A 24,904-nucleotide genomic window follows, 5' to 3' on the forward strand; every position below is an offset into this window, starting at 1 on the left:
ATGAATCCTAGTAAAAGAGCCAAATGAGAGGGTATAGGCGCCAAAAAAGCCGGCGCATGGTATGCCATCTCATTAGCTTTTGATACTGATTCTCATTAAATATTTTTGCAGCGAGGCGATCACCTGCGATCGCCTCGTCGTCGCGAAGGTTGCCGAATCAGGCGACCTTGAAGCGGTTGACCAGTTGTTGCTGGTGCTCGGCCAGACGCGCGAGTTCACGGCTGGTGACGGCGGTCTGCTCGGCCCCGGCACTGACCTGTACCACCAGGTCATTGATCTCGTTTACGTTGCGGCTGATGTCTTCGGAAACGGCACTTTGCTCCTCGGCCGCCGAGGCGATCTGGATATTACGGTCGCTGATGCTGGCGACTCCTTCGGAGATCTGCCCCAGCAGCTCGCTCGCCCGCTCGATCCGGGTGGCCCCCGCACGGGCCTTCTCCAGCGTCTCCTGCATCGAACTGCTGGCACGGTCCGAACCCTGCTGCAGGTTGACGATCATCTGCTGGATATTGCCAGTGGACTCCTGGGTCTTCTGCGCCAGAGTGCGCACCTCCGAGGCCACCACTGCGAAGCCGCGACCGTGGTCCCCTGCCCTTGCCGCCTCGATGGCCGCGTTCAGCGCCAGCAGGTTGGTCTGCTCGGCAATGTCGCGAATGACGTCGATCACCGAGGAAATCGCGTCGCTTTCGTGCTTGAGGTCGCCAATGATCGAGGCGGTCTGCCCGGCCTGGGTCGAGACCTGACGAATCAGTTCGATGGTCCCCTCGATCTCGCCGCGCCCCTGGGTGGTGCTGGCATTGACCTGTTGCGACAACTGCGCCGCATCGCTGGTGCTGCGGGCGACGTCGCGTACGGTGGCACTCATTTCGTTGATCGCCGTGGCGACCAGTTCAGTGCCCTGGCGCTGTTGTTCGACACTCTGGCTGGTCTGCACCGTGACTTGCGAGGACTCTTCGGCAGCCGTGGCCACCTGCGCGGTGGCACTGCCGATTTCCTGCACGATATCGCGGATCTCCTGAGCCATGCCATTGAGGTTGCGCGAGATCTGGCCGAATTCGTCCCGGCCGTCATAGGTGGTGCGGGCGGTCAGGTCACGTTGTGCCAGGCCACCCAGCACACGGTTCACCTCGGCCACGGCTTCATTGATATTACAGATGATCAGATAGGAGAGCAGCGAAACGGCCAGCAAGGCCGCGACGGCACCGCCGATCGTCAGCCACAGGGCCCGGCTGGCGTCGTCACGGCGCTCTGCGGCCAGGGCGCTGACGCTCTGCCCCAGTGCTTCCTCGACCCGTCCCATCAGATCGATGCGCTGCGTGGCGGTCTCGAACCAGGCCTGGGGCCTGATCCCCAGTGACTGGCCCATGGGCACTTCAAAACCCAGACGTTGCAGCCTGGCGACTTCGAGCGCCGCCGGTGCCTGCATTTCCCGGTCGAACTGCTGCAACGAGGTTTCGGGAGCCTTGCGGCGGAAGGCATCGGAATACGCGGTGAACTCGCCAAGGTTGCGACTGAAACTGGACAGCAGGGCTTCATCGAAATGATCCTGGTTGAACACCAGGCCCAAGATCACCCGCTCCCGCCCGGCCCGCTCTTTCATCTCGATGAACTGATTGAGCGCGCCCAGTGCATAGACAATCGTTGCGTTATTGACGTGGGCCTCCAGCGATTGCGTATAACCGATCAGCTGTTTAATGGTCTCGGTATAACGCTGGCCGGAGTCATTCGCCGTGATTGCCAGCTTATCAACCTGTCGACGAACTTGCGTCAGCTTGTCCAGGGCATCGATAACCGTAGCGAGGTTCTCGCCGTTAGTTGCCCAAAGGCTGCGCACGACATCGATCGAGTCATCGGATTCCTTGCGCAACTGCCCCAGGCGATCCCCCATCGCCGTACCGCGACTGCCCAGGAAAACTCCGCTGGCACCGCGCTCCCGCTGCAATGTGGTGATCAGGCGACTCAGTTTCTGTGCGGTGGCGCTGGCACTCACTGTCGCATTCATGTCCTTCAGGGTCTTGTAGTTATCGACAACGAAAACCCCCGCCAGCATCAGAAATCCCAACAAGGGCAACATCAGGATCAGCATTAATTTCATGCGCAACGGCAGGTTTCTGAACATGTGACTTCAAGCCTCTTTATGGATCGATAAAGTTTTAGCGCTGTGAAGTTGCTTGTTCTTGTCCCTCGGTGCGCGGAACGCATCTTACGCGACATAGCTAAGTGCTATCACCCTTATTGGAGTAAATAGTCAGTTACTCGGAAATCGCTATCACACTATTTATCGGCATTCATTGACCCAGATCAGCAGAATATATTTAACCTGTCTCGGTCTCTCTCGAAAAACGCCCCCTGTTGCATTTCCGGCAACAGTGATTTGCACCGGAAGAGATTGATAGGCTGCTAACGAAGAGCGCATGCTAGAGGGCTGGCTGCGCGCTCATATCATTCCGAATGATAGTTACCTTCGCTTCATTCGATTCGTGTGCGATCAGCGGCCAACGCATGATCCGCCCATCCTCAATAGATTGGCGGACTCCCCCCATGGAACAGTCACTTAAACTTTTGCGCTTCCCTCTCGCGGCCCTGGCAGTCGTGGTGATGAGCGCTTGCGGTAAGGCACCGGTGGCAGCAGGCGGCGCGATGCCGGCGGCCAAGGTCAGCGTGGCCAAGGTCATCGAACAACCCGTCAACGAATGGGACGAATTCACCGGGCGCCTCGAGGCTCCGGAAACCGTGGAGATCCGTCCGCGTGTCTCCGGCCAGATCGACCAGGTGGCCTTCACCGAGGGTGCGCTGGTGAAGAAGGGCGACCTGCTCTTCCAGATCGACCCCCGCCCCTACCAGGCCGAAGTCCATCGCCTTGAAGCCCAACTGCAGCAGGCCCGCGCCACGGCCAACCGTACCGCCAACGAAGCCGAACGCGGCAAGCGCCTGCTGACCAGCAACGCGATTTCCACCGAGCTGGCCGACACCCGTACCAGCACCGCCCAGGAAGCCAAGGCCGCGGTCGACGCGACCCAGGCACAACTGGACCTGGCGCGCCTGAACCTGAGCTTCACCCGCGTCACCGCGCCGATCACCGGTCGTGTCAGCCGTGCCGAAATCACCGCCGGCAACATCGTCACCGCCGATGTCACGCCGCTGACCAGCGTGGTCTCCACCGACAAGGTCTACGCCTACTTCGACGCCGACGAGCGGGTCTACCTCAAGTACACCCAGCTGGCCCGCCAGGGCAAGCGCGGCCAGACCACGCCGGTCTACCTCGGCCTGTCCAACGAAACCGGCAATCCGCACCTGGGGCAGATGAACTTCGTCGACAACCAGGTCAACCCACGCACCGGCACCATCCGCGGTCGCGCGGTGTTCGACAACAGCGACGGCAGCTTCACCCCAGGCCTTTATGCCCGCCTGAAGCTGGTTGGCAGCGGCACCTACGACGCCGTGCTGATCAACGACGAAGCGGTCGGCACCGACCTGGGCAAGAAGTTCGTGCTGGTGATGGATGCCGACAAGAAGACCGCCTACCGCACCGTCGAGCTGGGTCCGAAGATCGAAGGCCTGCGCATCGTCCGCAGCGGCCTGAACAAGGATGACACCGTCATCGTCAAGGGCCTGCAGCGCGTGCGTCCGGGTTCACCGGTGGATCCGGAAGTGATCCCGATGGCCAGCAAGGAAACCCTCGCCGCCCTGGCGCAACAACGACAAGCCCTGGAAGCCAGCAACCTGTCCCAGGTCGCCCCGGCCAAGGCCGCCCCGACCCAGGCAAACAAGCTGGCCGCAGCGACTCCACGCGGTTAAGGGATACACACGATGAATTTTTCCCAGTTCTTCATATCAAGACCGATCTTCGCGGCCGTACTGTCGCTGTTGATCCTGATCGCCGGTGCGATCTCGCTGTTCCAGTTGCCGATCAGCGAATACCCGGAAGTGGTGCCGCCGACCGTGGTGGTGCGGGCCAACTTCCCCGGCGCCAACCCCAAGGTGATCGGCGAAACCGTGGCCGCCCCGCTGGAGCAGGCGATCACCGGCGTCGAGAACATGCTCTACATGTCCTCGCAGTCGACCGCCGACGGCAAACTGACCCTGACCATCACCTTCGCCCTGGGCACCGACCTGGACAACGCGCAGGTGCAAGTGCAGAACCGCGTCACCCGTACCGAGCCCAAGCTGCCGGCCGAGGTGACCCGGATCGGTATCACCGTCGACAAGGCCTCGCCCGACCTGACCATGGTCGTGCACCTGACCTCGCCGGACCAGCGCTACGACATGCTCTACCTGTCCAACTATGCCCTGCTCAACATCAAGGATGAGCTGGCGCGCCTGGGTGGCGTGGGTGACGTGCAACTGTTCGGCATGGGCGACTACTCCCTGCGGGTCTGGCTCGATCCGAACAAGACCGCTTCGCGCAACCTGACCGCCACCGACGTGGTCAACGCCATCCGCGAACAGAACCGCCAGGTCGCGGCCGGTCAGTTGGGCGCCCCGCCCGCCCCGAACGCCACCAGCTTCCAGATGTCGATCAACGCCCAGGGCCGCCTGGTCACCGAGGAGGAGTTCGAGAACATCGTGATCCGTGCCGGCGACGACGGCGAGATCACCCGCCTGAAAGACATCGCCCGGGTCGAACTCGGCTCCAGCCAGTACGCCCTGCGCTCGCTGCTGAACAACCAGCCGGCGGTGGCGATCCCGATCTTCCAGCGTCCCGGCTCCAACGCCATCGAGATTTCCAACGAAGTCCGGGCAAAAATGGAAGAGCTGAAGAAGGACTTCCCCCAGGGCATGGACTACAGCATCGTCTATGACCCGACCATCTTCGTCCGTGGCTCCATCGAGGCGGTGATCCACACCCTGTTCGAAGCCCTGGTGCTGGTGGTCCTGGTGGTGATCCTGTTCCTGCAGACCTGGCGCGCCTCGATCATCCCGCTGGTGGCCGTACCGGTGTCGCTGATCGGTACCTTCGCGGTCATGCATGTGTTCGGTTTCTCGTTCAACGCCCTGTCGCTGTTCGGCCTGGTACTGGCGATCGGTATCGTGGTGGACGACGCCATCGTGGTGGTGGAGAACGTCGAGCGCAACATCGGCCTGGGCCTGAGCCCGGTCGAAGCCACCAAGCGCGCCATGCGCGAGGTGACCGGCCCGATCATCGCCACGGCGCTGGTGCTCTGTGCGGTGTTCGTCCCGGCGGCGTTCATTTCCGGCCTGACCGGCCAGTTCTACAAGCAGTTCGCCCTGACCATCGCCATCTCGACCGTGATCTCGGCGTTCAACTCGCTGACCCTGTCGCCGGCCCTGGCCGCGGTGCTGCTCAAGGACCACCATGCGCCCAAGGACCGTTTCTCCAGGTTCCTCGACGCGCTGCTCGGCGGCTGGCTGTTCCGTCCGTTCAACCGCTTCTTCGACCGTGCCAGCCATGGCTACGTCGGTGCGGTGGCCCGTGTCATCCGCGTCAGCGGCGTGGCGCTGGTGCTCTACGCCGGCCTGATCGTGCTGACCTGGCTCGGTTTCTCGACCACCCCGACCGGCTTCGTGCCCGGCCAGGACAAGCAGTACCTGGTGGCCTTCGCCCAACTGCCGGACGCGGCGAGCCTGGACCGTACCGAGGACGTGATCAAGCGCATGTCCGACCTGGCCCTGAAACAGCCTGGCGTGGAAAGCGCGGTGGCCTTCCCCGGCCTGTCGATCAACGGTTTCACCAACAGCCCGAACGCCGGCATCGTGTTCGTCACCCTGAAGCCGTTCGACGAGCGCAAGGACCCCAGTGAGTCGGCCGGCGCCATCGCCGGTGCGCTGAACGGCAAGTACGCCGGGATCCAGGAAGCCTACATGGCGATCTTCCCGCCACCGCCGGTTCAAGGCCTGGGCACCATCGGTGGCTTCCGCCTGCAGATCGAGGACCGGGGCAACCTGGGCTACGACGAGCTGTACAAGGAAACCATGAACATCATTGCCAAGAGCCACAGCGTGCCGGAGCTGGCGAACCTGTTCACCAGCTACACCGTCAACGTGCCGCAGGTCGATGCCGCCATCGATCGCGAGAAGGCCAAGACCCATGGTGTGGCCGTCAGCGACATCTTCGACACCCTGCAGATCTACCTGGGTTCGCTGTATGCCAACGACTTCAACCGCTTCGGTCGTACCTATCAGGTCAACGTCCAGGCCGAACAGCAGTTCCGCCTCGAATCCGACCAGATCGGCCAGTTGAAGGTCCGCAACAACAAGGGCGAGATGATCCCGCTGGCGACCTTCATCAAGGTCAGCGACACCTCGGGGCCGGACCGCGTGATGCACTACAACGGCTTCATCACCGCCGAAATCAACGGTGCCGCGGCCCCGGGCTACAGCTCCGGCCAGGCCCAGGCGGCGATCGAGAAGCTGCTGCAGGAGGAACTGCCCAACGGCATGACCTACGAGTGGACCGACCTGACCTACCAGCAGATCCTCTCGGGCAACACCGCATTGCTGGTGTTCCCGCTCTGCGTACTGCTGGCGTTCCTGGTACTGGCGGCCCTGTATGAAAGCTGGAGCCTGCCGCTGGCGGTGATCCTGATCGTACCGATGACCCTGCTGTCGGCGATTGCCGGGGTGATCCTGTCCGGTGGCGACAACAATATCTTCACCCAGATCGGCCTGATCGTACTGGTGGGCCTGGCGTGCAAGAACGCGATCCTGATCGTCGAGTTCGCCAAGGACAAGCAGGAAGAAGGTCTCGACCCGCTGAGCGCGGTACTGGAAGCCTGCCGCCTGCGTCTGCGGCCGATCCTGATGACCTCGGTGGCGTTCATCATGGGTGTGGTACCCCTGGTGTTCTCCAGCGGTGCCGGTGCCGAAATGCGTCATGCCATGGGTGTGGCGGTGTTCTCCGGGATGCTCGGCGTGACCTTCTTCGGTCTGCTGCTGACCCCAGTGTTCTATGTATTGATCCGCCGCTTTGTCGAGCATGGTGAAGCTCGCAAGGCTGCCCGGGCCCTCAAGCTGGAGGCGCAACAATGAGCAGTATGAAGGCCTTTCTCCCGAGCCTGCTGGTACTGGCGCTGAGCGCCTGTGCCGTCGGCCCGGACTACAAGACCCCCGACACCCCGGCGGCGAAGATCAGCGCCGCCAGCGATGACAGCGCCGATCGCAGGAACTTCGACCGTGCGCGCTTCGAGGGTGTCTGGTGGCAACAGTTCGACGATCCGACCCTCAACCAGCTGGTCACCCAGTCCCTGAGCGGCAACCGTGACCTGCGCGTCGCCTTCGCCCGCCTGAAGGCGGCGCGGGCGATCCGCGACGATGTCAGCGACGATGCGATGCCGACCATCACCAGCCGCGCCAGCGCCAACCTCGGCAAGGGCCAGGTGCCTGGCCAGACCGAAAGCCGGGTCAACAGCGAACGCTATGACCTGGGGCTGGACATGGCCTGGGAAGTCGACCTGTTCGGCCGTATCCAGCGCAACCTGGAGGCCGCCGACGCCGACCAGCAGGCGGCCGAAGCCGACCTGTACCAATTGCAGGTGACGATGATCGCCGAACTGGTGGATGCCTACGGGCAACTGCGCGGCGCGCAACTGCGGGAAAAGATCGCCCTGGCCAACCTGAAGAACCAGCAGGAGTCCCGGGGCATCACCGAAAGCCTGCGCGATGCCGGTGTCGGCGACCAGCTCGACGTGGTCCGCGCCGATGCCCGCCTGGCGGCGGTCGAGGCCAGCGTGCCGCAACTGCAGGCCGAGCAGGCCCGGCAGAAGAACCGCATCGCGACCCTGCTCGGCGAGCGTCCGGACAGCCTGACGGTGGACCTGAGCCCGAAGGAGCTGCCGGCGATTTCCAAGGCCCTGGCCATTGGCAACCCGGGTGACCTGCTGCAGCGTCGGCCGGACATCCTCAGCGCCGAACGCAAGCTGGCCGCCGCCACCGCGCGGATCGGCGTGGCCAAGGCCGACCTGTTTCCACGGGTCAGCCTCAGCGGCTTCCTCGGCTTCACCGCCGGGCGTGGCTCGCAGATCGGCTCGTCGGCAGCCAATGCCTGGGCCTTGGGCCCGAGCATCACCTGGCCGGCGTTCAACCTGGGCAGCGTGCGGGCCCGTCTGCGCGGTGCCAATGCCGAGGCCGAAGGTGCCTTGGCGACTTACGAACAGCAGGTGCTGCTGGCCCTGGAGGAATCGCAGAACGCCTTCACCGACTACGGCAAGCGCCAGCAGCGGCTGATCTCGCTGATTCGCCAGAGCGAATCGAGCCGTGCCGCCGCCGACCTGGCCGCGATCCGCTATCGCGAAGGCAGCGTGGACTTCCTGGTGCTGCTCGATGCCCAGCGCGAACGCCTGGCCGCGGAAGACAGCCAGGCCCAGGCCGAGGTTGACCTGTATCGCGGCATCGTCGCGATCTACAAGGCACTGGGAGGCGGTTTCACGCCGCAGACCGTCGCCAGCAACTGATTCAAGCTCTCCCGGTTGGATGCCCCTCCGACCGCTTCGGCCCCGCAGCCCTTGGGTTGCGGGGCTTTTTTTCATCCCTGAACAACACTGGGCGATAGTGTTACAGGATATTTCTTCGACTTCGAAATACTCTAACGAACTGTCATTTCTGACAGTTACCGGGGAAGCAGGCGCTGGGTACGTTAAGGACGCGCATAGATCGTGCGCGCACTCATCGCAAGGAGAAGCGTCATGAAAATTCCCCCTCGTCTTGTCACCTCACTTGGCCTGGCTATCGCCGTCGCCAACCTGGCCATGACGGCACAGGCTGCCGGATGGGCCTATAGCATCGGCAACGGCTCGTTCAGCCCTGGTGGCTGCTATCAATGATTCCCATGTGGCTGTGGGCAGGGCCGAAGGCACAAACTTCATCACCCGAGCCGTCTATGACACTACCGCTGGCGGGGCCACGGCCCTGCCCTCCCTGTTCGCCTCCCCCAGTGGCGTGCAAGCGAGCTGCACCGCCGACGCGGTCAATAATGCGCCGCTCAGCACCGCCGTGGCCATTGGCACCTGTGAAGACGCCAACGAGGTAGGCCAGGGTGTCAAATGGAATCTGAACAATTCCAGTGCAGCCCCTGTGCAAATGCAACCACTGCCCCCTCTCGCCGCGCTGCACCTGGTAGCTGACGTAGAGACAGAAACCGTTGCCGTCAACCAGGCAGGTATCGTGGTGGGCAACAGCATCAGCCCCACGGGGGTGAGCTCTCCGGTGTACTGGAGCGCCGCCGGGGCGGCGAACCTCCTGCAACCGCCGCTGCTCGGCTCGGTCGACAACTGCAACGTGGTGGATATCAATGACGCTGCGACCCCATCGGTCATCGGCAATTGCCCGGCGGGGGTCGGAGGCCTGGGAAAAAACCTGGCCGTGCTCTGGACCACTCTCACCAGCAGCTATACCGTGTTAACCGTGCCCAGCGGGGCCAGCTACTGCGAGGCCAGTGCGATCAATGCAATCGGACAAATCCTCGGCACCTGCTACTACACCGGCACCGGCAGCGGCACGCCCGGTGTGTATAAAACCGTGCAATGGCCGGCCGGCGGTACCAGCGCGCCAGCGGTGATGACGACCATCAACGGCAGTACCTCATTGCGTAACTCCGGGGTAGCCATGAATGCTTCGGGGCAGATCACCGGCAACCGGGTGAAAGCCGGCGGCTTGACCGGGCCCTTCGTCTGGGACCCCGCAACAGGTACCAACGGCATCCCGATCCCACTCTTGTCAGGCAGTTCGCAAGCCGTCGCCAAGGCGATTTCCAACAATGGCATCGTCGTCGGTTGCGGCGAGGTCAATGGTGAAAGTGAAGCCTTTGCCTACCATCTCACCGGCGCTACGCTCATCCCGATCACTTCCCTTGGCGCCGGTGGCAACGACTGTGCCGACGCCATTTCTCCCAATGGCGCCTATACCGCAGGCATCAGCGAAGACGCGAGCGTAAGCCAGCAGGGAGACGGCGTGGTCGCCAACACCCCCTGAGGCGGGCACGTGAAGGGTTCAGGGTTTGCACCTGAGTGTATTGGTTTGATCCAGAGGGATACTGAAATGACTTCTATCGTTCTTTCGTCGTCGGCCTGTTCCGGGGAGACAAAAACGGCGTACTCCTTGCGCTCCCGAAAAGGGCTTGCATTGGCCTTGCTGGTTGCAGCGGGGATTATCTGCCCGCTGATCGCGACACCCAGCCAGGCCGCGCTCGCCTGCCGCACTACTTGCCATAGTAACGTGCCCGCCAGACCCCTGAGTTACGCTTCGGCTTACACTGTCGGATACAACAATGGGTACAACAGTGGCTATAAAGCGGGTTACATAGCGGGCAACACCCATGCTCTTGCCATGCTATACAATGCAGGCTACGACTATGGCTTCTCAGGTGGTTACAGCGGCGGTTATCCCGCCCACCCGCCGATTTATCGCCCGGCCCGCTATTAAGGCTGGCTGAGTGGGTTGCAGGAAAGGGATGAGTCCGGCAGCGGATCCATCCCTTTTTAATGGCTGATCAGTCAAGACCGCATTCAACGCCACCTTGATAGACCTCGTCGATCAAACCGTCAGATAAAGCGATTGGACAAGCCCGACCCGGACTTCTAGTCTACGCCTGCGTAAACCCCGCGCTTCAAGCAGTTCCTGCCCATGATCGTCCGTCCCAAGCCGAACCTGTTCGCCATCCTGTTTTCCCTCAAGGGTTCGATCGCCCGCCGGATTGCCCTGCGTTGCCTGATGGTGACCCTCCTCGCCGCAGTCATCGTGCTGGTGGAAACCGCGCGCCCGGAGCTTTTTTCCAAGGTCAACGCCACGCCGTTCACCCTGCTCGGCCTGTCGCTGTCGATCTTCATGAGCTTTCGCAACAACGCCTGCTACGACCGCTGGTGGGAAGGCCGCAAACAGTTGGGGCAGATGATCATCGATATCCGCTCGCTGATCCGCGAAAGCCAGGTGCTCGGCGAGGGTCCGCAGCGCACCGTGCTGTTGCGCGAGCTCTGCGGCTTCGCCCATGGCCTGATCGCCCGCCTGCGCCGGGAAGACGAACGCCAGGCCATCAGTCCCTGGCAGCAGGCCATGCCAGACCCCGGCCACCCGAATGTCACCGACCAGTTGCTGCAAGGCATCGGCGCCCGTTGCCAGGCCCTGGCGCACCAGGGGTTGATCAGCGAATGGCGCTATACGGTGTTCGCCGGGCTGCTGCTCAGCCTCAGCCAGGTCCAGGCCAGTTGCGAACGGATCAAGCTGACACCACTGCCCTTCCCCTACAACCTGCTGCTGCACCGGACCATCTACCTGTTCTGCATCCTCCTGCCCTTCGCCATGGCCGAACCGCTGGGCTGGCTGACGCCGGTGTTCACCGCCATCGTCAGCTACACCTTCCTTGGCCTGGACGAGATTGGCGACGACCTGGAGGACCCGTTCGGCTTCGATGAAAACGACCTGCCCTGCAGCGCGATCCTGCGCACCGTGGAACGCGAAATCCTCGCCAGCCTCGGCCACCGCGACCTGCCGCCACCGCTGCAACCGGTGGAATACGTCCTCAACTGAGCCCCGGGGTTTGACTCCGGGACGCTGCTGACCGAAGCTGGCAACCTCACGAAAAGCTCGCCAGCTCACGGACCCTGCATGACGAAGCCCCGCCGCTATCTGCTGATCAGCCTGTCGCTACTGCTCGCCCTCGGCTTCATCTGGCACAAGCTGCCCGGCAAGCTGGCCGCGCCCCAGGCGCCGCACGTCAACTACGGCCAGGCGCTCAAGCAGGCGCACAACGGCCTGCCGGGGGCCGCGCGGGTGCTCTATCAGCAGTTGGCGCGCACCGATCTCTCGGACATCCGCCGCGCCGCGCTGCATGCCGAACTGCCCAACTACCCCAGCCCGCGCGCGCTGAAACTGGCCGATGCGGACCTGCAGAGCCCGTCGGCGCTGGTGCGCGAAGCGGCGATCCAGAGCATCGTCGGGCTGGTGCCAGGGGCCCAGCGCAGCCTGCTGCTGGGGCCGGTGCTGGAAGACAGCGAACAGGAAGTCCGTTTCGCCGCGGCCAATGCCATGCTCGGCCTCTCACCGGACGACCAGGGACTGTACTTCGGTCCGCTGCAGCAGGTGGTCGACGAATATGAACGCACCCTCAAGGCCCAGCCGGAAAGCGCCGAGGCGCAGTTCCAGCTGGCCCGGCTGTACCTGCATGAGGGGCAGCTGGACGAAGCCCAGCAGTCCCTGGAACGCGTCTCGCAACTGGAGCCGAACAACCTCAAGGCAGTGGTCGCGCAGGTCGAACTGCTGGATAAACGCAACCAGCCGGACCAGGCCCGCCAGTTGCTGGCCAGGCAGTTGGAGCTGCAACCGCAGTCGGCCTACCTGCAACATGCCCTGGGTGTGTGGCTGTTGCACCACGGGCAGAGCGAATATGCGCTGCTGAGCCTGGCCAAGGCGGTGGAACTGGAGCCGGACAACAGCGAGTACCGCTTCAAGCTCGCCACGACCCTGCATGATCTCGACCAGCTCGAGGCCGCCCAGCGCCAGTTGGAGGAACTGGTCCAGCGCCACCCGGCGAACCGCAAGGCCCGGGTACTGCTGATCGCCTACTGGAAGGAAAGCGGCCAGTTGCAGAACGTGCAGATCCTGCTGGCCCAGCTGGAGCAGCAGAATCCGGATGACCCGGCGTTGCAGCAAGGCCTGTAGCCCTCCCACACAGACACAATAGCGCCGTTGAAGTGGGGAACCGTGGGTGACGCTGAAGGTCCAGTAAGGAACTCCCAGTCAAAAGAGCCCCTGGAATTGACTACATCCACTGCCCCCAGCACACCCAAGGCAGCCACTGGCATCGAAGGCCTGGACGACATTCTTTCCGGCGGCCTGTCCCGCGGCCATGTATTTCTGCTCGAAGGCGAACCCGGTACCGGGAAGACCACCGTCGCATTGCAGTTCCTCCTGGCTGGCGCCGCCGCCGGGGAACGCTCGCTGTATATCACCCTCTCGGAAACCGAGGAGGAACTGCGCCAGGGGGCCAGCTCCCATGGCTGGGACCTCGACGACAACATCGAGATCTTCGAGCTGACGCCGCCGGAGAACCTGCTCGATACCGAACACCAGCAGAGCCTGCTGTATTCCTCGGACCTGGAACTGGGCGAAGCCACCCGGCAGATCTTCGAGGCGGTCGAACGGGTCAAGCCGACCCGCGTGGTGCTCGACAGCCTGTCCGAGATCCGCCTGCTGGCCCAGAGTTCGTTGCGCTACCGCCGGCAGATCCTGGCGATCAAGCATTACTTCGTGCGCTACGACGCCACGGTCCTGCTGCTCGACGACCTGACCAACGAATCTCTCGACAAGACCGTGCACAGCGTCGCCCACGGGGTGATCCGGCTCGAGGAACTGGCACCCAACTACGGCGCCGAACGGCGCCGGGTCCGGGTGGTCAAGTACCGTGGGCAGAAGTACCGCGGCGGCTACCATGACTTCACCATCAGCAACGACGGCGTCCATGTGTTCCCGCGCCTGGTGGCGGCCGAGCATCGCGGCGAGTACCTGCGCCAGCAGCTGAGCAGCGGTATCAAGGAGATGGACGCCCTGCTCGGCGGCGGCATCGAAACCGGCTCCAGCACGCTGATTCTCGGCCCGGCCGGTACCGGCAAGACCCTGATCGCGATGATCTTCGCCGCGGCAGCCGTGGCCCGCGGTGAAAAGGCCGCGCTGTTCATCTTCGACGAGGAACTGGGCCTGCTGTACGAGCGCATGAAGAACATCGGCATCGACCTTGCCGCCCTGCGCGCCACCGGCAACCTGTGGATCGACCAGGTCGACGCCGCCGAACTCTCCCCCGGGGAGTTCTCCCACAAGGTCCGGCGCTGCGTGGACGAGGGCCATATCAAGACCGTGGTGATCGACAGTATCAACGGCTACCAGGCGGCCATGCCGGAAGAAAACGCGCTGATCCTGCACATGCACGAACTGTTGCTGTACCTCAATCGCCGCGGCGCCGCGACGTTCATGACCGTCGCCCAGCACGGGCTGGTCGGTGACATGCAGGCCCCGGTGGAGATCACCTACCTGGCCGACACGGTGATCCTGCTGCGCTACTTCGAGGCCCTCGGCCAGGTGCGCCGGGCGATGTCGATCATCAAGAAACGCACCGGCTCCCATGAGTCGACCATTCGCGAATACCGCATCAGCCCGCGCGGGATGACCATCGGCGAACCGCTGGAGGCCTTCCAGGGCGTGCTGCGCGGCGTTCCGACCTATCTCGGCGAGGACCTGCCGCTGCTGCAGGACGCAGACTTGTGAGTCTGCGCGACGAGGTCTCCGAACGGGCGATCATTCTCGCGCCCTGGGGGCGCGACAGCCAGATTGCGCGGATGGTCCTCGAACAGGCCGGATTCAGCGGGGTGATCGCGCAGAACCTGCCGACGCTGTGCGACGAACTGAAGCTCGGTGCCGGCCTGCTGATCATCGCCATCGAGGCCTTGCAGACGACCGACCTCGAACCGCTGCTGCAGCACCTGCAGGAACAACCGGCCTGGTCGGACCTGCCGATCGTCCTGCTGACCCATCATGGCGGCCCGGAACGACCGACCTCTTCCCGCTTCGGCAGCCAGCTGGGCAACGTCACCTTCCTCGAGCGCCCCTTTCATCCGGCGACCCTGGTCAGCCAGGTGACGTCGGCCATTCGCGGCCGAAGGCGACAGTACGAAGCCCGCGACCGGCTGATCGACCTGAGCCAGAGCGAATTGCGACTCAAGGAAACCCTGGAAACCCTCGAGCAACAGGTCGAGGAACGCACCGCACAACTGCGTCACAACGAGGAAGCCCTGCGCCAGTCGCAGAAAATGGAAGCGGTCGGCCAACTGACCGGCGGCATTGCCCACGACTTCAACAACATGCTGACGGGCATCATCGGCAGCCTGGAACTGCTCAAGCGCCGACTGGCGCGCGGGCGTCTGGAAGACCTGGAAAACCTCATCGACCTCGGCGTGACCTCGGCCAACCGCGCCGCCGGCCTGACCCACCGGCTGCTGGCCTTCTCCCGACGCCAGTCGCTGGACTCCAAGCCGGTGGACATGAACGAGCTGGTCAGATCCATGGGCGAACTGCTCCATCGCAGCCTGGACGAGAGCATCGAACTGCGCATGAACCTGGCCGAAGCGCTGTGGACCGCCGAAGCCGACCCCAATCAACTGGAAAGCGCCCTGCTCAACCTGGTAATCAACGCCCGCGACGCCATGCCGGACGGCGGCCAGTTGCTGGTCAGCACTTCCAACCAGACGCTGGACCTGGCCTTCACCCAGACCCAGGGCCACCTGGAACCCGGCGACTATGTGCTGCTGCAGGTCCGCGACACCGGCTGCGGCATGCCGGAGAGCATCATCAGCCGGGTATTCGACCCGTTCTTCACCACCAAACCGATCGGCCAGGGCACCGGCCTCGGCCTATCGATGATCTACGGTTTCAGCAAGCAGTCCCATGGCCACGTCTGCATCGACAGCCATGTCGGCCAGGGCACCTCGGTCAACCTCTACCTGCCGCGCTACAAGGGCGAGCCGACACTGCAGGACGATTCGCTGCAACTGCTGCCGACCTCACACGCCGCGCAAGGCGAAACCGTGCTGATCGTCGAGGACGACCCGGCCGTGCGGGTGCTGGTGCGCGATGTGTTGAGCGAGCTGGGCTACCACTTCGTCGAGGCGGCGGACGCCAATGCCGCCGTACCGGTGCTGGAGTCCGGCCAGCGCATCGACCTGCTGATCAGCGATGTCGGCCTGCCGGGGATGAACGGCCGGCAACTGGCGGAGATCGGTCGCCAATTGCGCCCCGGGCTCAAGGTGCTGTTCATCACCGGCTATGCCGAGCATGCGGCGGTACGCGGCGGCTTCCTCGATCCGGGCATGCAGATGATCACCAAGCCCTTCAATCTGGACCTGCTGACGGCCAGGGTGCGGGAAATGATCAACGCCTGAGTCAGGCCAGCAGGCGCTGGATCTGCTCCTGCAGGGTATCGAGGTCAAACGGCTTGGCCAGGATCGGCGCCTTGCGGGTGATCGGGCTGTCCGTCTCGAGGATCTCCGCCGGATAACCGCTGATGAAAATCACCTTCAGGTCCGGGCGCAGCTTGATCGCGGGCTCGGCGATGTCGACCCCGGAAATCCCGCCGGGCAGCCGGAAGTCCGTGACCATCAGGTCCAGGTTGGGCTTGGTCGCCAGGATCTCGAATGCCTGCTCGCCGTTTTCGGCCTGCAACACCCGATAGCCCACACTGGACAGATAGGCCGACAACACCATCAGGATCGACGGGTCGTCCTCGACGATCAGGACGACGTCTTGTGCATCTTCACTCATGGAAAACCTTCATTCTCAAAATTCTGCCCATACGACCACCGGCCCGCCCGGAGGTTGCGTCGTTTACCGGTTTTCCTGTAACGGCAGGTGAACGCAAAAGGTTGAGCCTTCACCCAACCGGCTGCTGACCGTGATGGTACCGCCATGGGCGGCGACGATCTGCTCGGAAATGAACAGGCCCAACCCCAGCCCGGCGACCGCATGGGCCGCCGAAACCCGCTCGAACTGCTGGAAGATACGTTTCTGGTTCTCTTCGCTGATGCCGATACCGCGGTCACGGACCTCGATGCAGGCCTGATTGTCCCGTGTATAGACGCGGACATCGATCGGGCTTTTCGCACCGTAGCGCACAGCGTTGGTCAGCAGGTTGGAAACCACCTGCTCGATACGGAACTCGTCCCAGTTGCCTTCCACCGGCCCGCTCGTCTCGAAGTTGAGAGTCGATTCGGCAGCCTGGACCTGGGGAGCAAAGCCTTCCAGCAGCTTGCTCACCAACTGCGACAGGTCGAAGCGGCTCGGGCGGATCGACAGCTTGCCGGTACGGATACGCGACACGTCGAGCATGTCCTCGATGAGCCGGATCAGGCTCCGGATCTGCCGCTCGTCACGCTCGACCATGGCCGTCATCTTGTCGAGGGTGAAGGCCGCGGCGTTGTTGCGGGCCAGATGCATCTTGCGCAGCTGGGTTTCGAGGATCAGCCCGTTGAGCGGCGTGCGCACCTCGTGGGAGACGATCGACATGAAGTCGTCCCGCATGCGCACCGCGCGTTGCAGTTCCTCCTGGGTCGCCTGCAACTCGCGCAGCAGTGCCTCCTGCTCGCGCCGGCTCTGTTCCAGGGCTTCGACCTGCTGCTTCATGGCCTTGCTCTGCCGGTACAGGTCGACGAAGACGTTGACCTTGCTCTTCACCGCATGGGTGTCCAGCGGCTTGTAGAGAAAGTCCACCGCGCCGCTTTCATAACCCTTGAAGGCATAGTTGAGCTCGCGCCCGCCAGCACTGACGAAAACGATGGGAATGTTCTTGGTCTTTTCCGTGCCGCGCATCAGTTCGGCCAGCTCGAAACCGTTCATGCCGGGCATCTGCACATCGAGAATGGCCATGGCGAACTCATGCTGCAACAACAGCGACAGGGCCTCGTCGGCGCAGTGGGCCTTGTAGACGACACGATCCTCACGTTTGATCAGCGCTTCCAGCGCCAACAGATTTTCCGGCAGATCGTCGACGATCAGCAGTTTGGCCTGGATAGTACTTAGCATGCGATTCGTTCCAGCTCGGCAAGCAGGCGGCCAATGCCGCGAAGAGGGAGTATGTAGTCGGGAGTATGCAGCGCCAGGGCCGCCTCGGGCATGGTGGCCACCCGCGCCTCGCGCGGGTCCTGCACCACCGTCAGGCCACCCTGGGCCTTGACCTGGGCCAGTCCGCCGGCGCCATCGTGGTTGGCTCCGGTCAGCAGCACCGCCAGCAGTCGTGAGCCATAGGCATCGGCGGCCGATTCGAACAGGTAGTCGATGGAGGGACGCGAATAGTGCACGCGCGCCTCGCAACTGAAGGAAAACGTGCGGTCCTGCTCCACCGACAGGTGATAGCCGGGTGCCGCGAAATACAGGGTGCCGGGGCTGATCAGCTCCTTGTCGGCCGGTTCCCTGACCGGCATCGGCACACGCCGGGCGAATACCTCGGCCAGGTGGCTCTGGCGCTCCTCGGGCAGGTGCAGCACGACGATGATCGGCAGGCCGAAACCTCTCGGCAACTCGCCGAACACCGTCAGCAACGCTTCGACACCGCCAGCCGAAGCCCCCATCGCTATGGCTTCGACACGCTGTCGCTGGGTGAACTCAAGGGCCAGTCTGTTCATAGCTTGCGATAGATCCGCTCTTGCTTGACCAAGGTCTCGAACTGCTTGCCAAAGGAGGAAAATTCCAGGGTTTCCTTGTTGCCCAGCGCGAGGAACCCCCGGTAGCAGAGCGACTCGTGAAACAAGCCAAAGGCTCTATCCTGAAGCTTTTTATTGAAATAAATCAATACGTTACGACATGAAATTAATTGAGTTTCTGAGAATACGCTGTCGGTTGCCAGGCTGTGATCGGCGAAGGTCACGTTCTCACGCAGCGTCTTGTCGAAAATCGCATAGCCATAAGCGGCCGTGTAGTACTCGGAAAACTCCCGCTGCCCACCCGCCAGCTGATAGTTACGGGTATAGGCAGGCATGTTGTCCAGGGAAAAGATCCCCTGCTTGGCCTTTTCCAGCGAACTGGGATTGATATCGGTGGCGTAGATGATGGTGCGTTCCAGCAGGCCTTCCTCGCGCAGCAGGATCGCCATCGAGTAGACCTCTTCCCCCGTGCTGCAGCCGGCCACCCAGATCTTGATCGACGGGTAGGTCCGCAGCAGCGGCACCACCTCCTGGCGAATCGCCAGGAAATGGCTGGGGTCGCGAAACATCTCGCTGACCGGAATGGTCAGGAACTGCAGCAGTTGCATGAACGCCGCCGGGTCGTGCAGGACCCGTTCCTGCAGCGCGGAGATGGTTGCGCAGTCGAACTGGCGCATGGCGTGAACGACCCGGCGCTTGATCGATGCACCGGAGTAATCGCGAAAATCGTAGCTGTACTTGAGGTAGATCGCCTCGATCAACAGGCGTATTTCAATGTCGATATTCTGCTGCACTAGATCCTTTCCATTTTCGGCAACCACACGCGAATCAGCGAGAACAGGCGGTCCAGGTCGATCGGCTTGGCCAGGTAGTCGTTGGCGCCGGCCTGCAGGCAGCGTTCCTGGTCGTCCTTCATCGCCTTGGCCGTCACCGCGATGATCGGCAGCTTGCGCCAGCGCGGGTCCTTGCGGATTTCGACGGTGGCTTCATAACCATCCATTTCCGGCATCATCACGTCCATCAGCACCAGGTCGATGTCCTCGACCTCATTGAGCCGCTCGATCGCTTCGCGGCCGTTACGCCCGATCTCGACCACCGCACCCTTGTGCTCCAGGGCGCTGGTCAGGGCGAAGATGTTGCGCACGTCGTCGTCCACCAGCAGGATCCTGCGACCTTCGAAGACCTTGTCGCGGCTGCGGGCGGTCTTGAGCATGCGCTGACGTTCATGGGACAACTGCGATTCGACTTTGTGCAGAAACAATGTCACTTCGTCGAGCAGGCGCTCCGGCGAGCGGGCGCCCTTGATGATGATCGAGCGCGAATACTTGCGCAGGTCGGCCTCTTCATCGCGGGTCAGGTTGCGTCCGGTGTAGACGATCACTGGCGGGAACGAGCGGATCTCGTCGGTGGACATCCGCTTGAGCAACTCGTTGCCGAGCATGTCCGGCAGCTTGAGGTCGATGATCATGCAGTCGTAGACATTCTCGCGCAGCAGGTCCAGGGCCTCCTGAGCCAGCCCCACCGCGGTGATCTGGATGTCGTCGTCGCCGATCAGCCGGGCGATGCTGTCACGCTGCAGGTCGTCGTCCTCGACCAGCAGGACGCGCTTGACCTTCTGGGTCAGCTTGGCCTCGAGCCGGGAGAAGACCTCCTTGAGTTCCTCGCGGGTGGTCGGCTTGACCGCGTAGCCCATGGCGCCCATGTGCATGGCGGTTTCGACGCGGTCCTCCACGGAAATCACGTGCACCGGGATGTGCCGGGTCGACGCCTGCTCCTTGAGGCGTTGCAGCACGGTCAGGCCGGAGTGATCGGGCAGGCGCATGTCCAGCAGGATCGCATCCGGGATGAACTGCGCCGCCAGCCCAAAGCCCTCGTCGGCACCGTGGGCCACCAGGCACTGGTAGCCCAGTTCGTGGGCCAGGTCGTAGAGGATCTGGGCAAAGCTCGGCTCGTCCTCGATCACCAGGATGCTGCGGGTGGTGAACGGCGCCTTGTCACGATCGTCGGCGAAACGCTCAATCGGCGTTTCGATCGCCGCCGGCGGCTCGACACGGGGGCTGGCCGCCATGATCGACGGCACGTGGGCCGGCACCGGAGCCTGGGTGACCTCGTTGGTGGCCATGGTGTACTCGCGCGGCAGCGCCAAGGTGAACACACTGCCCCGACCCGGCTCACTGGCCACACTGATCGAACCGCCCAGCAGCGCCGCCAGGTCGCGGGAGATCGACAGGCCCAGGCCGGTACCGCCGTAGCGCCGGTTGGTGGTGCCATCGGCCTGATGGAAGGCCTCGAAGATACTTTCCTGCTGCTCGACGGCAATGCCGATACCGGTGTCGCGCACACTGAAGACGATGCCGACACCGGGCCGGCTGGAAACGGTCAGGTTGACATGGCCCTGCTCGGTGAACTTCAGCGCGTTCGACAGCAGGTTCTTGAGCACCTGCTCCAGGCGCTGGCGATCGGTGAACAGCATCTCGGGCGCGCCCTCCTCGATCACCACGCTGAATCCCAGGCCCTTGTCGTTCGCCAGCGGCAGGAACAGGTTGTCCAGGCCTTCAACGAGCCGTGCCACGCTGGTGTTCTCGGGGCGCACCTCAAGCTTGCCCGCCTCGACCTTGGCGATATCGAGAATGTCGTTGATCAGGTTGAGCAGATCGTTGCCGGCGGAATAGATCGACTCGGCGAACTTGACCTGCTCGTCGGTGAGGTTTTCCTGGGGGTTCTCCGCCAGCAGCTTGGCCAGGATCAGCGAACTGTTGAGCGGCGTGCGCAGCTCGTGGGACATGTTGGCGAGGAACTCGGACTTGTACCGGCTCGAACGCTGCAGTTGATCGGCCCGTTCTTCCAGCTCGACCTGTGCCTGGTTCAGCTCGCTGTTCTTGCGGTCCAGGGCGTCGCGCTGTTCGGCCAGGGCAGTGGCCTGCTCGGCCAACTGCTCGTTGCTCTGCTCCAGCTCGGTCTGCTGGGTCTCCAGGTGCACCTGGGACTCCTTGAGTACCCGGGATTGCTCCTCCAGTTCCTCGTTGGCGGTCTTGAGCTCCTCCTGCTGCACCTGCAACTCTTCGTTGAGTTGCTGGGTCTCGGCCAGTACCTCCTGCAGGCGCTGGCGATAGCGGGCGGCCTCGACGGAAGTGCCGATACTGCCGGCAATCAGCTCCAGCAATTCGATGTCGCGCTCGACGAGCTCACGCAGGAAGCCCAGTTCGATCACGCCGTTGACTCGCCCATCGTCGCGGGTCGGCACCACCACCACGTGGCGTGGCAACCCCTCGCCGAGACCGGAACTGACCTTGAAGTAGTCCTGCGGAAGTCCGTCGAGACGAATCAGGCGGTCCTCGGTGGCGGCCTGGCCGACAATACCTTCATCGGTGAAGACCTCGACCCGCTGCTGCTCCTGCTCGCGAGACAGACCATAGGTGGCGATGCGCCGGAAACCACCATGCTCCTCACGGACATACAGGACACCCACGGCACTGCCCAGGTACTGGGCGCAGAACTGCAGAATATTGCGCCCCAGGGGGCTCAGCCCGAGTTGGCCGAGCATCTGCGAGGACAGTTCGTTCTGACCGCCACGCAGCCAGGCCTGCTTCTCAAGGCGCTCGGAACTCTTCAGTTGCGACTCGAGATTCTTCCCATAACTCGCTGAAAGATTTAGTAAATCCCTTCTACCAACGTAAGCCAGGAGCGCACTCAGGCCCAGCACGAAGACCAGATAGGCAGTGATGCTCCATAGGGTGGTACGCCGCACATCGTCATTGCGGGACAGGCGCAGTTGCTGCTCGGTGTAGATGGCATTGGCATACTCGCTGCGGATCTCGTCGGTCAGGCGCTTGCCACGCCCGGCCTTGATCGCTTCGCGATAGTCGCCCTTGCTGCGCTGCAGATCGATCATCGATTGCGCGTATTCGGTCCAGGCCCCCTGCAGGGCCTCGATGCGCCTGAAACGATCGACCTGCTGCGGGTTGTCCGCCACCAACTGCTGCAAGCCGCGCAGTTCGGCAATGATCTTCGGCCTGGCGACTTCATAGGGGTCGAGGAAGTGCTCATCGCCGGTGATCAGGAAACCGCGCATGCCGGTTTCCAGGTCCACAGACAGCGTCATCACCTCATTGATGTTGTTGATCACCCGGTCCGTGTGCTGCACCCACTGGATCACCGAAAGCAGATAGCTGATCAGGGAAACGAAGAACACTGCGCTGAGCACACCCACCCCAAGCGGCAGGCTGATGTTGCGACTCAGGAGTTTGCGAAAACTGCTCTCATCAACCGAAGACGGTGAATTCATTTCGGGCCCCGGAGGAAGTCTTGAAAACCAAGGAGTTTGACGTAATTTTGCAAAAAAAGGATCCATTTTTCTCACAGCGTAGAAGGCATTTTCCTGCCTCGCACTGCCCAGCATCAATCAGACCCGCTATCCTACTCTCTTGTACAGCAAAATATTTTTGTACAAGAAATAGAACTTGTGGCAATTGGCCGCTTACCAATACAAAAGACAGGCACCTTCCTGCCCCGCTTTCACTTTTTTGGGAAACCCCTTATGTGCGCAGCCAGCTCCACCATCCTGGTCGTCGAAGACGACGCCATTGTCCGCATGCTGATTGTCGATGTGCTGGAGGAACTGGAGTTCAAGGTCCTGGAGGCCAGCGGCAGTGACGCGGCCCTGGAGTTTCTCAATGACACCGCCACACCCATCGACCTGCTGATGACCGATGTCGGCCTGCCCGACATGGACGGCCGCGACCTGGCGAGGACCGCGCGCCAGGTCCGTCCCGGACTCTCGGTGCTGTTTGCCAGCGGCTACGCCGACAGCCTCGAAGTACCCGCCGGCATGCAGGTGATCGGCAAGCCGTTTTCGATCGATCAGCTCAGAGATAAGATTAAAAGCATTATCTAACTCGTTGTTTTTATTGATATTAATATTCTAGAAATAACTTTAGGTTCGGCTTTTTACCGCAGCCCTCCCCACCTTTTCTCGACCCGGTGGTCACCCTGCAGCTCAGTTGACGCACCGGTAGATGGCATGCTTTCCTACTCGCCTGTTCTGGGTGCCCTTCACAGGGTGAAACGGGAAACCGGTGCGTCGGCGGATGCTTCATCACGCCTGACAAGTCCGGTGCTGCCCCCGCAACGGTAAGCGAGAGAAGCGTCAGATCCACTGTGCCAGCCGGCATGGGAAGGTGATGCTGGAAGGTTCGAGCCAGGCTGGAACCCCTCGCGAGCCCGGAGACCGGCCCGGAAATATCGAATGACAAACCTGCGGTGGGCAGGCGCTGTTGAAACCTCCGGGCCCGGCCCGCCGAGGTTTTTCTGCGCGTGGCCGCCTGCTGAAGACCCAGAGGGAAGCGCCATGTCCGTCACCACCGCCAGCCATTCCGGCACCGTCACATCGACCCGCAGCCAACGTCTCGTCGCCGCCATCGGCGCCAGCGTCCTCGGCGTGCTGCTGGTTTATTTCGCCGGGTTCTCGCACATCGATGCGGTCCATAACGCCGCCCACGATACACGTCACAGCGCCGCCTTCCCTTGCCACTGAGCCGTGCCACCGAGAACCCTGCCATGATCAAGCGTATCGCCCAAACCGCTGGTTTCAGCGGACTGCTGGCCGCCCTGCTGCTGACCCTGCTGCAAAGCTTCTGGGTCGCCCCCCTGATTCTCGAAGCGGAAACCTACGAGAAGGCCCCGGCCAGCGAAGCCCATGAGCACACCGGCGCCGCCATGGCCGGGCATAGTCACGAAGGCCACGATGAAGCCGCGTGGGAGCCGGAAGATGGCTGGCAGCGCGTGCTCTCCACTACCGGCGGCAACCTGGTGGTCGCGGTCGGTTTCGCCCTGATGCTCGCCGGCCTGTATACCCTGCGTACGCCCAATCGCACTTCCCAGGGGCTGCTCTGGGGACTGGCCGGCTACGCCACTTTCTGCCTGGCACCGACCCTCGGCCTGCCGCCGGAACTGCCCGGCACCGCCGCGGCGGACCTGCTGCAACGGCAGATCTGGTGGGCCAGCACCGCGGCCTCCACTGCCGTGGCCATCGCCCTGGTCGTGTTCGGCCGGCATTGGCTGCTCAAGCTGCTGGGCGTGGCCATTGTCGTGGTGCCCCACGTGATCGGCGCGCCGCAACCGGACGTGCATTCCAGCCTGGCACCAGAAGCGCTGGAGGCGCAGTTCAAGATCGCCTCGCAACTGACCAACGCGGTGTTCTGGCTGGCCTTGGGCCTGATCAGCGCCTGGCTGTTCCGTCGCAAGGCCGACACTCGGCACCGGGCATGACAAAGCCCCCCGCGCAGCCAGCCCTGGCGGCTGGCTTCGGTTGCCGGCAAGGCTGCGAGGCGTCGGTCCTGCGGCAACTGCTGGAAAGTGCCCTGCAGAGCTGTCGACTCGACCTCTCGGCAGTCACCGGACTGGCCAGTATCGATGGAAAACGCCATGAGCCGGGATTGCTGGAACTTGCTCGACAACTGCAACTGCCACTGCTGTTCTTCAGCGCCACGGCGCTGCAACCCTACGAGCCACATCTGAGCCATCGCTCCAGCCTGGCTTTCGCCCATACCGGCTGCCACGGCGTTGCCGAAAGTGCCGCCCTGGCCCTGGCCGAACAACAGGGACAGTCCCCGGCAAGCCTGCTGATTTCACGCCAGAAGCACCCGCAGGCGACCTTCGCACTGGCCTGGACCGGGCAAAACCCTGGATAATCCCCTCCTCCTGCATGAGCGTTGTTCATGTGAACCCAGGATTTACCCGCAAACCCACCCGGCGAGCTCCGCGTGCGTTCGACG

At 62.9% G+C, this 24,904-nt stretch carries 19 protein-coding genes, 3 pseudogenes and 1 riboswitch; of the genes and pseudogenes, 14 read left to right on the forward strand and 8 right to left on the reverse strand.

The features are described 5' to 3' along the window. Positions 1–157: 157 nt before the first annotated feature. Together PF66_RS33820 and PF66_RS33825 are read right to left on the reverse strand one after the other, a co-directional pair. Positions 158–1,024, reverse strand: a complete 867-nt coding sequence (locus tag PF66_RS33820; protein WP_425357887.1) for a methyl-accepting chemotaxis protein — start codon at positions 1,022–1,024, stop codon at positions 158–160. Then, a pseudogene (locus tag PF66_RS33825) lies at positions 1,016–2,119 on the reverse strand (nitrate- and nitrite sensing domain-containing protein); the annotation flags it as partial. The pseudogene PF66_RS33825 and the gene PF66_RS33820, both read right to left, overlap by 9 nt. A 422-nt stretch (positions 2,120–2,541) precedes the next feature. Between PF66_RS33825 and mexE the strand changes: the two are divergent. From mexE to PF66_RS06820, 10 genes are all read left to right on the forward strand, one after another. After that, a complete protein-coding gene (gene mexE / locus PF66_RS06785) occupies positions 2,542–3,798 on the forward strand; it encodes a multidrug efflux RND transporter periplasmic adaptor subunit MexE (protein WP_054062230.1) in 1,257 nt (418 codons plus the stop codon). A gap of 12 nt (positions 3,799–3,810) precedes the next feature. Continuing rightward, on the forward strand, positions 3,811–6,990 hold the full coding sequence (locus tag PF66_RS06790) for an efflux RND transporter permease subunit (RefSeq protein WP_054062231.1): 3,180 nt from the start codon (positions 3,811–3,813) through the stop codon (positions 6,988–6,990). Further along, positions 6,987–8,411 carry an efflux transporter outer membrane subunit gene (locus PF66_RS06795; RefSeq protein WP_054062232.1) on the forward strand — a complete coding sequence of 475 codons (1,425 nt, stop codon included), beginning with the start codon at positions 6,987–6,989 and terminating at the stop codon, positions 8,409–8,411. Before PF66_RS06790 ends, PF66_RS06795 begins: the two co-directional genes overlap by 4 nt. Positions 8,412–8,642: 231 nt before the next feature. Next, positions 8,643–8,780 carry a hypothetical protein gene (locus PF66_RS33360; protein WP_241494282.1) on the forward strand — a complete coding sequence of 46 codons (138 nt, stop codon included), beginning with the start codon at positions 8,643–8,645 and terminating at the stop codon, positions 8,778–8,780. Continuing rightward, complete coding sequence (locus tag PF66_RS06800; protein WP_241494283.1) at positions 8,764–9,927, forward strand: HAF family protein; 1,164 nt, start codon at positions 8,764–8,766, stop codon at positions 9,925–9,927. Before PF66_RS33360 ends, PF66_RS06800 begins: the two co-directional genes overlap by 17 nt. 66 nt (positions 9,928–9,993) lie before the next feature. Then, positions 9,994–10,377 (forward strand): hypothetical protein, encoded by a 384-nt coding sequence (locus tag PF66_RS32630; protein ID WP_152972974.1) that lies wholly within the window; start codon positions 9,994–9,996, stop codon positions 10,375–10,377. A gap of 201 nt (positions 10,378–10,578) precedes the next feature. Next, positions 10,579–11,478 carry a bestrophin family protein gene (locus tag PF66_RS06805; RefSeq protein WP_054058148.1) on the forward strand — a complete coding sequence of 300 codons (900 nt, stop codon included), beginning with the start codon at positions 10,579–10,581 and terminating at the stop codon, positions 11,476–11,478. A 78-nt stretch (positions 11,479–11,556) separates the two neighbouring features. Further along, on the forward strand, positions 11,557–12,609 hold the full coding sequence (locus PF66_RS06810; RefSeq protein WP_054058149.1) for a tetratricopeptide repeat protein: 1,053 nt from the start codon (positions 11,557–11,559) through the stop codon (positions 12,607–12,609). Between the two features lie 96 nt (positions 12,610–12,705). Then, the gene (locus PF66_RS06815; protein WP_054058150.1) at positions 12,706–14,208 is read left to right on the forward strand and encodes an ATPase domain-containing protein; all 1,503 of its coding nucleotides are present in this window, start codon (positions 12,706–12,708) and stop codon (positions 14,206–14,208) included. Then, on the forward strand, positions 14,205–15,878 hold the full coding sequence (locus PF66_RS06820; protein WP_054062233.1) for a response regulator: 1,674 nt from the start codon (positions 14,205–14,207) through the stop codon (positions 15,876–15,878). Before PF66_RS06815 ends, PF66_RS06820 begins: the two co-directional genes overlap by 4 nt. Position 15,879: 1 nt before the next feature. Here the strand turns inward: PF66_RS06820 and PF66_RS06825 are convergent, their stop codons facing one another. The 6 genes and pseudogenes from PF66_RS06825 to PF66_RS33835 all read right to left on the reverse strand — a co-directional run. After that, the gene (locus PF66_RS06825; protein WP_054058152.1) at positions 15,880–16,257 is read right to left on the reverse strand and encodes a response regulator; all 378 of its coding nucleotides are present in this window, start codon (positions 16,255–16,257) and stop codon (positions 15,880–15,882) included. Between the two features lie 63 nt (positions 16,258–16,320). Further along, entirely contained in the window at positions 16,321–17,514 is a 1,194-nt protein-coding gene (locus tag PF66_RS06830) for a hybrid sensor histidine kinase/response regulator (RefSeq protein WP_054062234.1), read from the reverse strand. Continuing rightward, on the reverse strand, positions 17,508–18,113 hold the full coding sequence (locus PF66_RS06835; protein WP_054058154.1) for a chemotaxis protein CheB: 606 nt from the start codon (positions 18,111–18,113) through the stop codon (positions 17,508–17,510). Before PF66_RS06835 ends, PF66_RS06830 begins: the two co-directional genes overlap by 7 nt. Continuing rightward, a complete protein-coding gene (locus tag PF66_RS06840) occupies positions 18,110–18,925 on the reverse strand; it encodes a CheR family methyltransferase (RefSeq protein ID WP_054058155.1) in 816 nt (271 codons plus the stop codon). Before PF66_RS06840 ends, PF66_RS06835 begins: the two co-directional genes overlap by 4 nt. Beyond that, positions 18,925–20,184 (reverse strand): annotated as a pseudogene (locus PF66_RS33830) (response regulator); the annotation flags it as partial. The gene PF66_RS06840 and the pseudogene PF66_RS33830, both read right to left, overlap by 1 nt. Before the next feature lie 71 nt (positions 20,185–20,255). Next, positions 20,256–22,416 (reverse strand): annotated as a pseudogene (locus PF66_RS33835) (CHASE3 domain-containing protein); the annotation flags it as partial. Positions 22,417–22,668: 252 nt separating this feature from the next. Here PF66_RS33835 and PF66_RS06850 point away from each other — a divergent pair. The 4 genes from PF66_RS06850 (at position 22,669) to PF66_RS06865 (ending at position 24,820) form a co-directional block, all read left to right on the forward strand. Next, entirely contained in the window at positions 22,669–23,025 is a 357-nt protein-coding gene (locus PF66_RS06850; protein WP_054062236.1) for a response regulator, read from the forward strand. 132 nt (positions 23,026–23,157) lie between these two features. Then, positions 23,158–23,381: riboswitch (cobalamin riboswitch) on the forward strand. Positions 23,382–23,478: 97 nt separating this feature from the next. Continuing rightward, positions 23,479–23,664 carry a CbtB domain-containing protein gene (locus PF66_RS06855; RefSeq protein ID WP_054058157.1) on the forward strand — a complete coding sequence of 62 codons (186 nt, stop codon included), beginning with the start codon at positions 23,479–23,481 and terminating at the stop codon, positions 23,662–23,664. Positions 23,665–23,687: 23 nt separating this feature from the next. Then, entirely contained in the window at positions 23,688–24,398 is a 711-nt protein-coding gene (locus tag PF66_RS06860) for a CbtA family protein (protein WP_054062237.1), read from the forward strand. Further along, positions 24,395–24,820, forward strand: a complete 426-nt coding sequence (locus tag PF66_RS06865; RefSeq protein ID WP_054058159.1) for a cobalamin biosynthesis protein — start codon at positions 24,395–24,397, stop codon at positions 24,818–24,820. Before PF66_RS06860 ends, PF66_RS06865 begins: the two co-directional genes overlap by 4 nt. Positions 24,821–24,904 lie beyond the last annotated feature (84 nt).

Source organism: Pseudomonas asplenii (assembly GCF_001293465.1).
GTDB lineage: Bacteria > Pseudomonadota > Gammaproteobacteria > Pseudomonadales > Pseudomonadaceae > Aquipseudomonas > Aquipseudomonas fuscovaginae_B.

Bases quoted from the DNA above. Each gene is read 5' to 3' on its own strand.
- PF66_RS33820 (WP_425357887.1), bottom strand. From the start codon at position 1,024: ATGGCTCAGGAGATCCGCGATATCGTGCAGGAAATCGGCAGTGCCACC.
- mexE (WP_054062230.1), top strand. From the start codon at position 2,542: ATGGAACAGTCACTTAAACTTTTGCGCTTCCCTCTCGCGGCCCTGGCA.
- PF66_RS06790 (WP_054062231.1), top strand. From the start codon at position 3,811: ATGAATTTTTCCCAGTTCTTCATATCAAGACCGATCTTCGCGGCCGTA.
- PF66_RS06795 (WP_054062232.1), top strand. From the start codon at position 6,987: ATGAGCAGTATGAAGGCCTTTCTCCCGAGCCTGCTGGTACTGGCGCTG.
- PF66_RS33360 (WP_241494282.1), top strand. From the start codon at position 8,643: ATGAAAATTCCCCCTCGTCTTGTCACCTCACTTGGCCTGGCTATCGCC.
- PF66_RS32630 (WP_152972974.1), top strand. From the start codon at position 9,994: ATGACTTCTATCGTTCTTTCGTCGTCGGCCTGTTCCGGGGAGACAAAA.
- PF66_RS06805 (WP_054058148.1), top strand. From the start codon at position 10,579: ATGATCGTCCGTCCCAAGCCGAACCTGTTCGCCATCCTGTTTTCCCTC.
- PF66_RS06810 (WP_054058149.1), top strand. From the start codon at position 11,557: ATGACGAAGCCCCGCCGCTATCTGCTGATCAGCCTGTCGCTACTGCTC.
- PF66_RS06825 (WP_054058152.1), bottom strand. From the start codon at position 16,257: ATGAGTGAAGATGCACAAGACGTCGTCCTGATCGTCGAGGACGACCCG.
- PF66_RS06830 (WP_054062234.1), bottom strand. From the start codon at position 17,514: ATGCTAAGTACTATCCAGGCCAAACTGCTGATCGTCGACGATCTGCCG.
- PF66_RS06835 (WP_054058154.1), bottom strand. From the start codon at position 18,113: ATGAACAGACTGGCCCTTGAGTTCACCCAGCGACAGCGTGTCGAAGCC.
- PF66_RS06850 (WP_054062236.1), top strand. From the start codon at position 22,669: ATGTGCGCAGCCAGCTCCACCATCCTGGTCGTCGAAGACGACGCCATT.
- PF66_RS06855 (WP_054058157.1), top strand. From the start codon at position 23,479: ATGTCCGTCACCACCGCCAGCCATTCCGGCACCGTCACATCGACCCGC.
- PF66_RS06860 (WP_054062237.1), top strand. From the start codon at position 23,688: ATGATCAAGCGTATCGCCCAAACCGCTGGTTTCAGCGGACTGCTGGCC.
- PF66_RS06865 (WP_054058159.1), top strand. From the start codon at position 24,395: ATGACAAAGCCCCCCGCGCAGCCAGCCCTGGCGGCTGGCTTCGGTTGC.